The sequence below is a fragment of the Pseudomonadota bacterium genome (assembly GCA_034189865.1).
Taxonomy (GTDB): domain Bacteria; phylum Pseudomonadota; class Gammaproteobacteria; order UBA5335; family UBA5335; genus JAXHTV01.
On sequence record JAXHTV010000002.1, the window covers coordinates 127,679 to 142,582 of the forward strand.

16 protein-coding genes are annotated in these 14,904 nt (G+C 58.4%); 5 read left to right on the plus strand and 11 right to left on the minus strand.

All coding sequences use genetic code 11. The features are described 5' to 3' along the window. Window positions 1–15 precede the first annotated feature (15 nt). Complete coding sequence (locus tag SVU69_01645) at window positions 16–1,317, plus strand: MFS transporter (GenBank protein MDY6941700.1); 1,302 nt, start codon at window positions 16–18, stop codon at window positions 1,315–1,317. 89 nt (window positions 1,318–1,406) lie between these two features. Further along, on the plus strand, window positions 1,407–2,009 hold the full coding sequence (locus tag SVU69_01650) for a hypothetical protein (GenBank protein ID MDY6941701.1): 603 nt from the start codon (window positions 1,407–1,409) through the stop codon (window positions 2,007–2,009). Window positions 2,010–2,040: 31 nt separating this feature from the next. Here SVU69_01650 and SVU69_01655 read toward each other — a convergent pair whose 3' ends face one another. Genes SVU69_01655 through SVU69_01665 form a run of 3 tightly spaced genes read right to left on the minus strand, consistent with a single transcriptional unit; the run spans window position 2,041 to window position 4,148 of the window. Beyond that, on the minus strand, window positions 2,041–2,511 hold the full coding sequence (locus SVU69_01655) for an Rrf2 family transcriptional regulator (GenBank protein MDY6941702.1): 471 nt from the start codon (window positions 2,509–2,511) through the stop codon (window positions 2,041–2,043). A gap of 13 nt (window positions 2,512–2,524) precedes the next feature. Continuing rightward, window positions 2,525–3,724, minus strand: a complete 1,200-nt coding sequence (locus tag SVU69_01660) for an NnrS family protein (protein ID MDY6941703.1) — start codon at window positions 3,722–3,724, stop codon at window positions 2,525–2,527. Then, entirely contained in the window at window positions 3,708–4,148 is a 441-nt protein-coding gene (locus tag SVU69_01665) for a YbaN family protein (GenBank protein ID MDY6941704.1), read from the minus strand. The genes SVU69_01660 and SVU69_01665 overlap by 17 nt, the downstream gene beginning before the upstream one ends. Before the next feature lie 100 nt (window positions 4,149–4,248). Between SVU69_01665 and hemN the strand changes: the two genes are divergently transcribed. Beyond that, window positions 4,249–5,628 (plus strand): oxygen-independent coproporphyrinogen III oxidase, encoded by a 1,380-nt coding sequence (hemN, locus tag SVU69_01670; GenBank protein MDY6941705.1) that lies wholly within the window; start codon window positions 4,249–4,251, stop codon window positions 5,626–5,628. Between the two features lie 14 nt (window positions 5,629–5,642). On the opposite strand, the gene SVU69_01675 is transcribed toward hemN, so the two are convergent. The 5 genes from SVU69_01675 to SVU69_01695 form a co-directional block, all read right to left on the minus strand. Further along, the gene (locus SVU69_01675; GenBank protein MDY6941706.1) at window positions 5,643–7,076 is read right to left on the minus strand and encodes a DNA polymerase Y family protein; all 1,434 of its coding nucleotides are present in this window, start codon (window positions 7,074–7,076) and stop codon (window positions 5,643–5,645) included. A gap of 84 nt (window positions 7,077–7,160) precedes the next feature. Continuing rightward, the gene (gene imuA, locus SVU69_01680; protein ID MDY6941707.1) at window positions 7,161–7,850 is read right to left on the minus strand and encodes a translesion DNA synthesis-associated protein ImuA; all 690 of its coding nucleotides are present in this window, start codon (window positions 7,848–7,850) and stop codon (window positions 7,161–7,163) included. Continuing rightward, window positions 7,847–8,461, minus strand: coding sequence for a transcriptional repressor LexA (gene lexA, locus SVU69_01685; GenBank protein MDY6941708.1), 615 nt, complete (start codon window positions 8,459–8,461; stop codon window positions 7,847–7,849). The genes imuA and lexA overlap by 4 nt, the downstream gene beginning before the upstream one ends. 410 nt (window positions 8,462–8,871) lie before the next feature. Beyond that, window positions 8,872–9,147 carry a hypothetical protein gene (locus tag SVU69_01690; protein MDY6941709.1) on the minus strand — a complete coding sequence of 92 codons (276 nt, stop codon included), beginning with the start codon at window positions 9,145–9,147 and terminating at the stop codon, window positions 8,872–8,874. A 185-nt stretch (window positions 9,148–9,332) separates the two neighbouring features. Continuing rightward, the gene (locus SVU69_01695) at window positions 9,333–10,238 is read right to left on the minus strand and encodes a cation diffusion facilitator family transporter (protein ID MDY6941710.1); all 906 of its coding nucleotides are present in this window, start codon (window positions 10,236–10,238) and stop codon (window positions 9,333–9,335) included. Between the two features lie 143 nt (window positions 10,239–10,381). Between SVU69_01695 and SVU69_01700 the strand changes: the two genes are divergently transcribed. Further along, window positions 10,382–11,458 carry an MBL fold metallo-hydrolase gene (locus tag SVU69_01700; protein MDY6941711.1) on the plus strand — a complete coding sequence of 359 codons (1,077 nt, stop codon included), beginning with the start codon at window positions 10,382–10,384 and terminating at the stop codon, window positions 11,456–11,458. A gap of 19 nt (window positions 11,459–11,477) precedes the next feature. On the opposite strand, the gene SVU69_01705 is transcribed toward SVU69_01700, so the two are convergent. Then, window positions 11,478–12,227, minus strand: a complete 750-nt coding sequence (locus SVU69_01705; protein ID MDY6941712.1) for an SDR family oxidoreductase — start codon at window positions 12,225–12,227, stop codon at window positions 11,478–11,480. 108 nt (window positions 12,228–12,335) lie between these two features. Then, window positions 12,336–13,082 carry a molybdopterin-binding protein gene (locus SVU69_01710; protein MDY6941713.1) on the minus strand — a complete coding sequence of 249 codons (747 nt, stop codon included), beginning with the start codon at window positions 13,080–13,082 and terminating at the stop codon, window positions 12,336–12,338. 364 nt (window positions 13,083–13,446) lie between these two features. Between SVU69_01710 and SVU69_01715 the strand changes: the two genes are divergently transcribed. Then, entirely contained in the window at window positions 13,447–14,079 is a 633-nt protein-coding gene (locus SVU69_01715; protein ID MDY6941714.1) for an outer membrane beta-barrel protein, read from the plus strand. Window positions 14,080–14,225: 146 nt separating this feature from the next. Here SVU69_01715 and SVU69_01720 read toward each other — a convergent pair whose 3' ends face one another. Then, a complete protein-coding gene (locus SVU69_01720; GenBank protein MDY6941715.1) occupies window positions 14,226–14,846 on the minus strand; it encodes a carbonic anhydrase in 621 nt (206 codons plus the stop codon). Window positions 14,847–14,904 lie beyond the last annotated feature (58 nt).

Sequence of the window (14,904 nt, forward strand, 5' to 3'; positions counted from 1 at the left end):
ATCCGAGGAAAGAAGTTGCGGTTCACGACAGAACCCGCCGTTGAACGGCTCTACGGCCTGGTGGCCAACGAAGAAGATGCCCGGGTCTGTACCGACATCTCCGATGAAGCATGCCGGGAAGTTCCCGGTAATTTCTTCCTGATGCTGAGCAGCCTGGTGCTCACCAAGATCGGTGATCTGCTGATCAATCCGAAAACCGTTTTGGCCTGGCTCATCGGCGCGGTTGGCGCACCACCGGCGCTGGTGGCCTGGCTGGTACCGATCCGTGAATCCGGCTCCCTAATCCCGCAACTGATCATCGCGGCGCAGATTCGCAGGCAACCACACCGGAAGCCGGTCTGGGTCATCGGCAGTACGTTGCAAGGCCTGTGCGTTCTGGCGATGGGCATCAGCGTCTATCTGCTGGAGGGCACGGCAGCGGGACTGGCCGTGGTGGGCTTGCTGATCGCCTGGAGTTTAAGCCGGGGATTGTGTTCGGTGGCCATGAAGGATGTGCAGGGCAAATGCATACCGAAGACCCGGCGCGGACGCCTGGCCGGTCTGGCCAGCACCTTCTCCGGTGTGGCCACCTTGGTGATCACCATGCTCGCGTTTTCCACCAACCGCGATCCCTCTCTACCGTTCTATACCGGTTTGCTGTTCGGTGCCGGACTGTTGTGGATGGGTGCCGCCCTTTTGTTTTCACGTATCGATGAGTTTGCCGGAGAGACCGCCGGCGGTGGCAATGCCTTGAACGATGCGATCCGAAGTCTCAGCCTGTTAAAGTGGGACAAACCCTTTCGCGATTTCGTCATGACAAGGGGACTACTCATGGCCTCGGCCTTGGGCGCGCCCTTTCTCGTGGTACTCACACAGGACGGTGGCGGCTGGATGTTGGGAAGTTTTGTTCTAGCGTCCGCCCTCGCCAGCATGCTCAGTGCCGGCATCTGGGGCTGGATGGCCGACGTATCCAGTCGCTTGGTGATGGTTCGCGCCGGCGCGCTGGCGGCCCTCGTTTGCCTGACCGGGGCGTGCCTGGCACTGGCAGCAGAGGGGGATAAGACGCTGGGTTGGATATATCCGGGACTGTTCTTTGTCCTGGCCGTTGCCCACGATGGCGTGCGGATCGGCCGCAAAACCTATCTCGTGGACATGGCCGGCGGCAACAAGCGCACCGATTATGTCGCTGTCAGCAATACGGTCATTGGCGTGTTGTTACTGGTGGTGGGCGGACTCAGTGCGCTCGCATCGTCCATCTCTCCGGCCGTGGCCCTGTTGTTGCTGGCCGCGATGGGATTGACCGGAGCCGTCAGCGCCGTCCGGCTACCCACCGTTTGAGCAGTATGATTGTCCGCAAGAGGCAAGAACAAACCTGGCGTCGCTGTGTCTCAACCTTCGCCCGGTAAGACAAATGAAGGATACCCGAGATGACCTCATCCACCGCGGACGATTTCCAACATCCGCGCTACACCATTCGCCGCAAGTTCTTTCGCCTGTTCGGCGACGCTTTTCATCTTTACGACGATCAAGGCCAACTGGTGCTTTACTCGGAAATGAAACGTTTTCGGCTGCGGGAGGATATTCGTCTCTACCGCGACGAGTCACAAAGCGAGGAAATCCTGCGCATCACAACCCGAAGCATTCTCGATTTTTCCGCCGCCTATGACGTGCACGATTCGCGCACCGACCAGCGGGTGGGTGCCTTGAGACGCGCTGGCGTCAAATCCACCTTCGTGCGAGACCACTGGTCGGTGCTCGACCCGGAAGGCAACGAGATCGGCACCCTGGAAGAAGACTCCACGGCCAAGGCCCTGCTTCGACGTTACGTGGAGGGCTTAGCCATCTTCATACCCCAGCGATACCACGCTACGCTGGGCGGACGAACGGTGGCCACCTACCGACAGCGATTCAACCCGGTCATCCTGAAGCTGGAGTTGGATTTCAGCCCCGACAAAAATCATCAATTCGACCGTCGCCTCGGTATTGCCGCCGGCGTTTTGCTCTCGGCTATCGAAGGCCGGCAGGACTGACCCGCCCTCTCCCTCGAGTCGGGTGATTTGGCTAGTTGCGTTTGTCGGAGACGTGATATGACCTCGCGAACGGCCGAATGCCCAAAGCCAGACCCAGGTCTTGCTCCGGCTCGATCAGGTCCGCCAAGGTGTATTGGTTGAGATGATCGAAAAAGGCCTCCAACGCGTCCCGCAAAACACCCTTCAGGCGACAGGGACGGCTGATCCGGCAGGCGTCGGTGGCAGCGAAACACTCCACCAACGCCAGATCCTGCTCGGTCTCCCGAACGAAATCCCCCAAGGGGAGCGCATCGGGTCGCACCCGCAGGCGAATGCCTCCCCCCTTGCCGCGGATGGTTTCGATATAGCCTCGCCGGTTTAGCTCGTAGACTACTTTCACCAGATGATTCTTGGAGATGCGATAGCAATCGGCGATCTCTTTGATGGTCACCAACTCGTGACGTTTAAGCCCCAGGTAAATGAGCACACGCAAGGAATAATCCGTGTAACGGGTGATATGCATGTTTTATCCCGCCCTAACCCGGCCGACCGTCGGCGCGGGGTTGACTGAGAATCGGCCAGTAGACGACCAGAAACAATCCGAATGCGACCGTCCAGGCCAGAGCAGAGGTGACAATGCCAAAGGTGGCCAATGCCGGCATAAGAACCGCCATCAGACGAAGGGGAGCGGCCATCAGGATCGCCACGTAGATCCAAACGGCGAATCGGGGCAGTTGCAAGATTCGGCCCGTATGTCCCAGACCCACGCGCGTCATCACCCCCAGGATCATCGTACCGATGGCACCCACCCCCATCGTGTGCATCCAAACACTGGGTGGAAGCTCAAACCAGGGCGTCAATCCTTTCAGCCATAGCGCCAACACGATCCAGGCCATGCCCACATGCAAGATCCAAAGCAAAGGTTCGGACGCGGCCTGCCAACCACGCCACCAATAAATTCGCCAGCCGTTGACCACTGCTGCCGCCAGCGCCACCGCCGCCCCCAGTTCCGGGGTCCCGATGGCGAAGTCGGCCGGCACCATACCCATGGTCACCCAGAAAACGACACGGTCGAGCGACTCCGAGTGGACCACCCGATCCGACGCGCGACCTTGCATACGCAGCCAATTGGCGGTGAAAGCCGGCGTGATACGCCCCCCGATCACCACCAGAAAGAGCGCGATCACGTCCAGTGCCAACACCTCGCCCAGCCGACTTGCCGCCGGCCACAGATCGAGAAAACCCAAATGCATCAGCAGATTTGCGCTCGCCAGTAAAACCAGCAGCCAAACCAGCACGTGGTTTCGCCGGTTGCCGAAGCGCACCAACACGTGCGCGACATACCCGGCGACAACCGACAGAAAAGCCAGATCCACTGCAGCCACCAACCAACCGGGCAGGAATCCAGCCCCCCACATCACCACGCGCCCGGCAAGCCATGACGCGAGCAGCAGCAACAACGGCCCCCCGCGCAGCGGCTGCGCGCCCGTCCAGTTGCACATGGCGGTGAGAACGAATCCGGCAATGGCTGCCGGAATCACGCCAAACAACATCTCGTGGGCATGCCACTGCAACGGATTAGAGTCCAAGGGCAGCGGCAGACCCGCGAATAGGAACAATACCCAGGCAATAATCAGCACCAGGGCATACAACGCAGTGAGCAGAAAAAACGGGCGAAACGGGTAACCCAGGAGTACAGCGAGGGAGGCGGTCGAAGGCTTAGGTGTTTGGTTCATCGCTGTGCGTACCGTTCGGTGGCTTCAGTCCGTTCGTGGGAGTGGGCCGAGTGACCAAAAACAAAGCCAACGATGAAAAGAACAAAGCGGTAATGACCGGAACGATGCGGCTCTCGGTGGTTAGGAAAAGTACGGTCCAGCTCAGGGCCAGCAATACCACCGCGGTCAGCTTCGCCCGACGCGCGATGGCCCGCTCCGATTCCCAGTGGTTCAACAGCGGGCCGAAATGACGATGGCCATACAGCCAAGCGTGTAAGCGATCGGAGCCACGCGCCGCCGCCCAGGCCGCCAGGAGGAGAAAAGGCGTGGTCGGCAACCCCGGAAGCACCACGCCCACCGCGGCCAGACCGACGCTGCTATAGGCCAATAATAAGAACGGCCAGCGACGGGCGTAAGCTCGGGAATTTCGGAAGATTTGAGCCATGTCATACTCCCTGATCGTTTCAAAGATATATTTCGTTTATATGTTTTGCAAGAGTTTATGATGGGCCGCCACTGAAAGATTCAAACAAAGGGCTTGCGCGATGGAACAAACGCTGTTGTTCGACCCGGACCTGCTACGCAAATACGACGTACGCGGGCCGCGCTACACCTCTTACCCCACCGCGCCGCAGTTCACCCGGCTGGTGGATGAGCAGGTCTACCGGGCCATGGCCTCCAATGCGGGCAATCGAACCGATGCCCTGTCGCTTTACGTGCATATTCCGTTTTGTCGCACTGTCTGCTTTTACTGCGGCTGCAATAAGATCGTCACCGCCAACTATCGTCGAGCCGAAGACTATCTGGAGAAGCTGACCGGGGAGATGGCGCTGCAAGCTCAGTGGTTCGGCCAACGAGAAGTGACCCAGCTTCACTTCGGCGGCGGCACCCCGACCTATCTCGCCGATTCGGATCTCGAACGGGTGTTCGCCGGGCTCAAAGAACACTTCAATCTCAGCCGCCGGGTCGAACGCGAGTTTTCCATCGAGATCGACCCGCGCACGGTCTCGTCCGAGAAAATCGCCCTGCTCGGCCATCTTGGTTTCAATCGGATGAGCCTTGGAGTTCAAGATTTCGATCCGGCGGTGCAACAAGCGGTAAACCGGATACAGAGCGTTGAACAGACTGAAGCGGCATTGCTCGCCGCCCGCGCCAGTGGATTCCACTCCACCAGCGTGGATTTAATCTACGGCCTGCCGAAGCAGACGCTCGAGAGCTTTGGGAGAACGCTCGATACGGTGATCGGGCTTCGCCCCGAACGGCTGGCAGTCTATAGCTATGCGCATATGCCGGCACTGTTCAAGGTGCAAAAACAGATCAAAGCCGAAGACCTCCCCGACGCCGAAACCAAACTCAAACTGCTGGGCCTGACCATTGAGCGTTTGTCCGAAGCGGGCTATGTGTACATCGGCATGGACCATTTCGCCCGTCCCGATGACGAGTTGGCACTCGCGCAACGACAGGGGACTTTGCAGCGTAATTTCCAAGGCTATTCAACCCACGCAGAGTTGGATTTGGTGGGTCTGGGCGTATCGGCGATCGGCAAAATCGGTGCGATATACGCCCAAAACGCCAAGCAGCCGGATGCCTATGGCGAAGCCATCGACCAGGGACATTTAGCCATCGTGCATGGCCTTCGGCTATCGGCCGACGATCTGCTCAGGCGGGATTTGATTCAGATGCTCATGTGCCGTGGGGAAATCGATATCCGTGAATTGGAAACACGCCACGGCATCGACTTTTCCGCGTACTTTGGGGATGAACTCGAACGTCTGGCGCCGTTGATCGAAGACGCCCTGCTGGTCACCACGGACGATCGCCTCCAGGTCACGCCTCGAGGGCGGCTACTGCTGCGCAATGTGGCGATGGTGTTCGATGCGTATCTCCGGCCGGCCGATCGCGACCGCTTCTCCCGTGCCATATAAGGCCCGGTTCCGGGTCAGGCAAAATAGCCATGTAAGAACCAATACCCGCTGTACCGATCACGATAAACCCATAAGCGAGCACCCTCGGCGTCGATCCCCAGATAGTAATCGCGGGCAATCTCACCATTGTCCCACCAGCCGGTTTCGATGCGCTCGGGCCCGGCACAAAGCCGTAGTGTCCGGCCCACCACCGGCAACCCCTGGCTGGAATCCAAGCGCTGGGGCTGCCCGAGTAGCCACAAGGGGCGGTTGTGGTTTTTCGATATAACCTCCGCCGACCCTTGACCGGGTGGACACAAGGCCCAGGCCCGTTCCGGGCGATGATCGGCAAGACCATCGACCCCGTGTACCGCATCTTCCCCCAGCCGTGCCCGCAATCGCTCCAACAACGGTGCCGGGTTGTGATGGAGGTTGCCATCCAAGTCGAACAGGCCTGTCCGTTCCGGTGTGAACGGCAACAAATGTCCTGCCCACAGGGCCAGCTCGATCACCGGTTGCGCCAGCACAAGGCGCTCCAGGCGTTGCTGCATCATCTCCAACCAATGGCCGCTGTCCCTGCTGGGTGCCAGCAAATGCAAATCCACCGTTTGGATGGCCCCCCGAGCGGGCCGTAATTGCAGTTGGATACGCTGCACCGCGCCATCCCGCCCCCGCAGAAATCCGCACATCTCCTCCAGCAAACGCCGCAGGGGAAACAGCAAAGCCGGCGCCTGATCGACTTCCGCCGCCAAAGGCAAAGACGCCATAAAACGATCTGGCGGCTGCAGCGCAGGCCGTGGATCAGCCCTTTGACCCAGCGCTTGCTCCAACTGGACTTTCAACGTGGGGCCAAAGCGCCTGCCCAATGCTGCCCCGGGCAACCGAAAAAGCTGGGCAAGGCGGGTGATCCCCATCGCGGTCATGGCCTGTATTTGCACCTTGGGCAAACCCAGGACATGAACCGGCAATGGCTCCAGTTGGCATCGCAAATCATCGGTTTTCAGACAACTACCGCTGCCGCTGACGGCCAACCACTCGGCTGCCAAAGGGGTGGGTGCCATGGCCATCACATGACGATAGCCCAGCCCCGCAACACCCTCGGAGATTTGCCGGTATAGAGATCGGGCACCTCCGAACAAGCGCAGGCTGCCCCCCACTTCCAGGAGTAAGCGCTGAGGTTGAATCAAACACACCCGGGAAGTGAACTGCAAAGCCCAAACGCCCAACCTTTTAAGCGCCGCTTCTTCCATCGATGGATCGCGGGTCACGGCTTTGAGGTTCGACACCAGACTATAGGCCGCGGCCAGGGGCATCCCGTTTTGAACCCCCAAATCCCGGCTCCACTCATCAGCATCCAGCACAATGACCCGACCGCCCTGGTGCTCAACCAGGGCCAGATGGGTTTCGGGGGTGAGGCGTGCGCGTTCATCCAAACCCAAATGGGGCAAGTGGACACACAACCACAACATGCAAAGCCACCTGCATCTTCAGCAATTAAACCGCAAAGACCATTACCAGCCGCGATTCGACACACCGGCCATGCCGGCGAACGATCAGTAGGTTGATTCGGGGAAAAGACTGGCTTGCTTCATATTCTCCCAGGACTCGCCGCCAGCCCGCTGAACCGAATCCTTAGGTGCATTCAAACGCACGCGGGTTTGACTGCCCCCCCGACGCTTGAGTAGATGTAATTCCAGGCCTGCTGGCTCTCGTCGCACCAATACCCGCAATGCCGCCGGCGAGGACTCCCGGGCAGTTTCGGGAGGACGGAACAAAATGGCCATGCAATTGCCTTGTTCGGCCGCCAATTGCAGACGCCTAAGATCCTGAAAAGTACATTGCGAAGGCCAAGCCAACACCGCGCCGCATGTTCCAGCGGCCATGGTCTGAGCCAAAGCCCATAACGCCTCCTGAACAGCCCGCGGCCGAACCAACAAAATGCGCGAGATATCCACCTGGGCGGCGGCCAGTGCCGGGGCATAGGGAATGTAAGGCGGCGATACCCAGGCCAGCCAGCGGCCACTGTGACTCAGCTGGGCCAAGGCCGGCATCAATAAACTGAGCTCCCCCAAACCCTCACGGGCAACCAAGATTTCCGTCAGTGCACCTTGCGGCCATCCGCCACCGGGCAAAGCCGCATCCAAATCGGGAAAACCGCTGATGACAGCAGCGCTCGATGGTGCTTGTTGCGCCCGCCATAGCTGCGGGTGAGTCAACAGCTGTTCCAACTCGGGGTGTTTCATGGCGCAACCTGCCGGATGATGCCGACGACACAGCCTTCCAACACCAAAGGTTGCTGCGTCAAATCCACTTGAATAGGAGAAAAATCGGGGTTCTCCGGCAGCAACCAAACCCGATCACCCTCACGCCGGAAACGCTTGACCGTGACTTCGTCATCAATCCGGGCGACCACAATCTGGCCGTTGTCCGCCTGCGGCCGGATATGCACGGCCACCAGATCACCATCCCAAATTCCGGCATCCCGCATGCTCATGCCGTGAACCTTTAACAGGTAATCGGGCCGGGGCCGAAACAGTGCCTGATCCAGTTGGTAGTGTTCTTCGATGTGCTGCTCAGCCAAAATCGGCTCACCCGCCGCAACCCGCCCCACCAATGGCACGCCTCCGAAAGAATGGGAGCCTTGAGCCGTTAAGCGAATGCCTCGGGAGGTGCCCGCTTGAAGTTCAATGGCCCCCTTGCGGGCTAAAGCACGCAGGTGTTGCTCGGCCGCATTGGCGGAGCGGAAATTAAATTTGCGGGCAATTTCTGCACGCGTTGGCGGCGCGCCGGTCGCTTCGATATGCGATCGAATCCACGCCAGGATTTCACGTTGTCGGGGGGTCAATTCAAGCATACTGTATATTTATACAGTATTCAGGGGCGGAATCAAATGCTGTTCCTGTCAGACGCCGCGGAACCGGCCCAACATGGGATTAACGAGCCCTGCCCTGGGGAGATACGGTGCTGATGGGATCTTGATGGATAATTACTTCGGCCTCGGGAAACTCGCGCAGAATTTCCCGTCTCACCGATGGCATACGCCTCCGCCAGGGACTACGCATCCCCATCTCCAGGCACAACTGACTTCTGGCGTTCATGCGCTTCGGTGGTAGCGCGGGTGGACGGACATGAGTCCACGATGATCCGGCATCAATCGCGAAATCATTCAAGCCGCCGTGGATAAACCGGCTGATATGCGAAGCGGGAACCACAAGCGTTCCCGCCGCCCATTCGCCCGATTCCGGATTTCTGGATCCCGGCGGATCAAAGTCCTTTGTGATGAACGATAAACCGGAAAAGTAGGCTCTGGCCCGGGGCACCATAGAACGGGTTCTGACCAGGAGGAATCACGAAGGGGCCTTTGCCGGGCAGTACGATGCCGGCACCGGGCTTGCCGAGGTCAAAGAGTTTCCAGAGATTTAAGTTAAACTGGCCGGCGGTCTGGGCCAGCTCAGCAGAATCCATTTCGATCATGGCGGCTTGGGAGGTCATTGGCGCCAAGGCCAGCAAACCAGCCAGACACAGCAGTTTTAGTTTCATCACATACTCCTGGAGAAAGCGGGGTTCAGAGCCCCTTTGAGAAACCCATTCCAAAGGCGCGTGAATTATTCGGCTTATCAATAAGACGGTCAATAAATTTCCGACTGTCCTTTGCTCGTCAGCCAATCGCTTCTACTGTTGGGTTGTCCACTTAACGGGGAAGCTTACGGCAGCCGAACACGGGATTAATGGGCTCTGTCCTGGGGGGATACGGTGCTGATGGGGTCTTGGTGGATGATTACTTCGGCCTCGGGAAACTCGCGCAGAATTTCCAGTCTCACCGCCTCACCGATGGCATGCGCCTCTACCAGGGGCAACGCATCTTCCATCTCCAGATGTAACTGAATGAACGCATCCGGCCCCGACCGGCGGGTACGTAGGTCGTGAACATCCAATACCCGTTCGTTCTTGCGCGCAATATTCAAAATCCGCTCGCGCTCCGGGTCATCAAACTCACGATCCAACAAGCTATTTAAGGCTACGCCACCGATCCGGAAAGCACTAAAACCGAGATAAACCGTCACCCCGAACGCACACAGGGGATCGACGATTTGCCAACCCAGATAACGGCTGGACAGCAAGGACAGAATCACCCCTCCATTGGTGAGGAAATCGGACAGGTAATGTACCGAGTCGGCCTCCACCGCAACCGATCCGGTTTGTTCTACCGCCCGCCGCTGGACCATGACCAATGCCCAGGTCAAGGCCATGGCAAACAGCATGACGGCAATCCCCCACCCCGTCCGTTCCAAGGGTTGCGGATTAATCAAACGATCCACCGCGGATAAGGCCAGGAACAGCGCCGCGCCGGCCATAAAAGCCGACTGAACCAAGCCGGCAAGAGATTCGGCCTTACCATGCCCGAAACGGTGCTCCCGATCCGCTGGCATAAGAGCATAGGAAACGGCCAGCAGGTTTATCAGGGAGGCAAAACCATCCGCCAGGGAATCCACCATGCTGGCCATCAAGCTGAGAGAATCCGTCGCCAGCCAGGCAATGAGTTTGACCAGAAACAGGGTAAACGCCACAGCGACCGCACTCACGGTTGCAATGCGCAGTAATCGGCCAGATTCGCTTCGGTTAACTACCATAATTGAAGGACAAATTGGATGATGATCGGCACGGTGACTGGAAAGCGTACAAAGGTTAACTTACGCTGCGTGTTGTGCAAAATGGGTCCGGCTACTTAAGCGCCTACAATACCCCCATGATTACGAAGTGAAGGAAAACCCTTATGCGCATCGGCTTTTTTTTGGTTATTGTGAGTCTTCTGCTGCTGGGCACTTTCGCCCTCAGCGGATCTGCCCACATGGGACCGATCAGCGCACATTTTGACGGTTATCGCTTCCATAATCTGCAGCCGATCCAGCGCTCTTTCGACGACTACCTCGATTGGATGCTCCGGCGCGAAGCCGGCAGTTGGGAGGCGGTGACCGACGCCCCCATCGGATCGCCTCCGGCCGAGCGGATCGATGGCGTCGACTTGCGCGTGACCCACGTAAACCACTCGACGGTACTGCTCCAAACCCAGGGAATGAACATCCTCACGGACCCCATCTGGTCGGAACGCGCCAGCCCGTTCGGTTTCATCGGTCCCAAGCGATACCATCCGCCCGGCATTCGTTTTGAGGATCTGCCGCCTATTGATTTGGTGCTGATCAGTCATAGCCATTACGACCATATGGATCTTCCCACCTTGAGAAGGCTCTCCGACCGAGACCAACCGCTTATTCTGGTGGGTTTGGGCAACGCCGCCACCCTAGAAGGCGCGGGGATCGAAAACGTCGAGGAATTGGACTGGTGGCAAACCAAAGCCCTGGGCGACCAGATGAACGTAACAGGTGTGCCGGTACAACATTGGTCCTCGCGCAGCCTGGTGGATCGAAATCGTACGCTTTGGCTGGGCTATGTGGTGGAAGCTCCCGGCGGCCCAATCTATTTCGCCGGCGACACGGGATTAGGCCCCCACTTTGCGATGACCCGAGAACGCTTCGGGGCGATGCGCCTGGCACTACTTCCCATCGGCGCCTTTCGTCCACGATGGTTTATGAAGCCGGTTCACATATCACCGGACGAAGCCGTCGAAGCCCACCAGATCCTTCAGGCCAAGACATCGCTGGCGGTCCACCACAGCACTTTCCGGCTGGGTGAAGACGGACAACACGAAGCCCCCCGAAAACTGCGCGCCGCCATAAGAAAAGCGGGCTTGAGCGAAGACGATTTCTGGATTGCCGAGTTCGGGTTCGGTCGTTGGGCGCCCCCTTTATCCGTTCCGGCCGAAGATCTGCCCGTCCAGACCGCTGCGCGATAGCACCGAATCTCCAAAAAACTCACCAGGGAATGGGCTGGCGGTCCTGAAAAAATCCCCCGCGAGGGCCGTCGTCCGGCAGGGTCGCCAGCCATACGATGGTATCGGCGCCCTCGGCGACATCGCGCGGCGCCTTAGGACCTCCCAGATGGGTCCGGGTCCAGCCGGGGCAAACGGAATTCACCAGGATATTGGAATCGGCCACTTCCGCGGCAACGATGAGGGTGAGCGCATTCAAGGCGGCCTTGGATACGCGATACCCCGGCCAACCACCGGTCATGCTGGATAACTGGCCGAGGGTAGAGGAAACATTCACGATGCGGCCATAGCCTCGTGCCCGCATTAACGGCACGCAGGCCTGAATGAGACGGAGCGGACCATACACGTGGGTTGCCATGGCCAACTCCAGGGTTTCGATACGCGCATTAAAGACACTGGCACCTCTGCGTTGCTCGTCAAATCCACCACGGTCCGGCATGATTCCGGCGTTGTTCACCAAGACATCCACACGACCGACCGTCTCTTGCAAGCGATCCACACACGATTTGACGCTGGCCGGATCGGTGACGTCCAATTCGGTGCTCACCACCTCCGCGCCCGTTTGTTGACTCAGTTCGGCCGCCGCTTGCTCGCCCTGCTGTCCATCCCTCGCCGTCAGTATCACCCTCAAGCCCAGATTGGCCAGCTGACGACAGGTCTCAAAACCCAGGCCACGGTTACCGCCGGTCACCAAGGTAATACGGTCTTCGGATCTCTGCATGTGGGTCGGCATGTGATTCATCTCCGGAGCGGCGAGTGCCCTATCGAAACGACTCGGAACAGGACGGCCCCCTCCATCCCGTTAGGCTGGAGGGGTGGGAAGCCCGCTTCGTTCATTCTCTCATTGCGACGCCATTTCCCATTTAAGCCCGGTTTTTTCCATGGCAAGTTTGAATGCTTCCAGGGCCGCATCGGCAGCTGCCGGTACGCCGCGCAAGCCGAATTCGATATGGGATTTATCGCCGCCGATATGGGGCAGACTGGACAGCTTAACTGCCGGGTGTGCGGCGATGAGTGCCTCCATGAGCGGCACCATTTCACTTTCCGGCACACCGTAGACACGAACCAAGCGCTGCACCTTATGCTCCGCCTGATGCAAATGGACATAGCGCTCATCCAGCACCCACTCCAACATGGGCCATGCCATCTGCGGAAAGCCCGGAAAAAAATAGTGGTGACGTAAGGAAAACCCCGGAACCTGGTTGAAAGGATTGGGCACAATTTCCGATCCCGCCGGAAAATCGGCCATCAATATCCGTTGCGGGTAGGCTTTATCACCAAACTTTTCTTCCAAAATCGCCGCGGCCTCGGGGTGACGGACCAGCGGTACCCCCGCCGCTTGGGCAACACACTGACGGGTTTGATCATCCGGTGTAGCGCCAATACCCCCAAAGCTGAACACCAAGCCACCCGTACCCAGCGTTTCACGAAAAGTCTGAGTGAGTACATCCGGGGAGTCACCCACGATCCGGCACCAGGTCAGTTCCAACCCGCGCTTGCCCAACGCTTCGATAGTATGGGCCATGTGCTGGTCGGTCCGTCGGCCGCTCAACAGCTCGTCGCCAATGATCACAGCCCCGATACGCATGTAATCTCCTCCAAAATTCTTTTGCGTGTTCAGTTACCTTGCTGGGTCCTTCGCTTAAGTTCAACCATAAGAATGGACACATCACAGCGAGCAAGTTGCTAACTGGTTGCAAAAGAGTATCCTAATTCATAATTCATTCAACGTACGATCCACCTCTACACCCCGAAACGACCGCCCCACTCCCTCGAACACCGAGACACCTACGTTCGGATTTCCTGTTGATCGGCCCTATTGTGTATCAATTCGTTTTCCTATAATTTATCAGCCACTAACGGATCAATTTTAAATGTCAGGTGAACTTTGTCCCTCACTTGGCTGAAATCAAAGCGCGATTCGCGCAACGAGAGAGAAGGAGCAGGAAAAGATGGAGCGTAAATTTATTGCTGGTATGGCGATTGCCACCTGTGTTGCGGCACCCGGTGCGTGGGCTATTGAGGGCCCCTATGTCGGCGCCAAAGGCAGCATTGTTTGGGCAGACGATTCGGATTGGGCGTTCGAAGGTAACGGCACCATCGAATCGGAGTACGACACCAATTTTGGCCTGGCTGCAGTTCTAGGCACGGGAACGGCCGCTGGCGTTCGCGTGGAAGGCGAATTGTTCTACCGCAGCAGTGACATTGACGGCGGCAACATCGGCGCCGTGGAACTCGATGAGCTGGGCGGCGACGTCTCCCAGTGGGGTGTCATGGCCAACGCCTACTATGATTTCGACTTGGGTAGCCCGGTCAAACCGTTTGTCGGAGCCGGTATCGGCGCGGCACAGATTAACGCCGACGTCGACCTGGGTTCGGTTGACGTCATCGACGATGACTCCACCGAGTTCGCTTACCAGCTGACCGCCGGCTTGATGTTCGAAGTATCCCCCAACCTGATGATCACGGGTGCATACCGCTATCAGGCAACCAGCGACGCTGAGTTCGAGGATGAGCTGGGCACCACCGTCGACTTCGACTGGGCTTCCCACAATCTGGACGTCGGCCTCTTGTTTGTCTTCTAAGATAAGCTAAAACGGTGTCGTCAGGTTCACGAACCGGCACCAGCCGCTTGAAAACCCCGGTCCGACAATCGTCGGCCCGGGTTTTTAACGGCGATCGGGCGGTAGACAGCCGAGCCGGGACTAATCGGTTACGGTAGCTCGATTTTTCAGACGCCGTCGAAGAAATCCACCTCTCCGGTCTCCAGAGAATATTCTGCGCCCACGACCATCAGCCGATTGTTTTGAATCATCTGTTCAAGAATCTGCGAACCGTGCCTCAAGTGGTTCGCAGACGCCCGGATGTTCGCCCGAACGGCCTTGCAAAGCAGCGCATCGGGCTGATCACGCAGTTCGGTTTCCAGGAGAGATTCGACCGATGGTCGAATTCGGTCGACGATGGATCGCAGATTGGGTGATCTGGCCTCCGTCGGCCTTTCCAGCTCTTCCAATGTGGCGGTGACGGCACCACATTGTGAGTGTCCCAGGACCACGACGAGCGGCGTACCAAAACGATCGGCCGCGAACTCCACACTTCCCACCTGCGATGGTGCCACGACATTGCCCGCAACCCGGATCACGAACAGGTCTCCCACCCCTTGGTCAAACACGATTTCGGCCGGGACGCGAGAGTCAGAGCAACCTAAAATCACCGCAAACGGCGCTTGGCCTTCGACCAGCTCGGCGCGACGCGACGAACTCGCCAAAACATGGCTGATCGGGGTACCGGAAACGAATCGGCGATTACCCTGGCGCAAACGATCAAGTGCTTCTAGCGGTGTGATATCCATCGTGACGATCCAATCGAGTTAACGTATCAAACGGGTAGTTTCCGTAATCGGGTGAGAA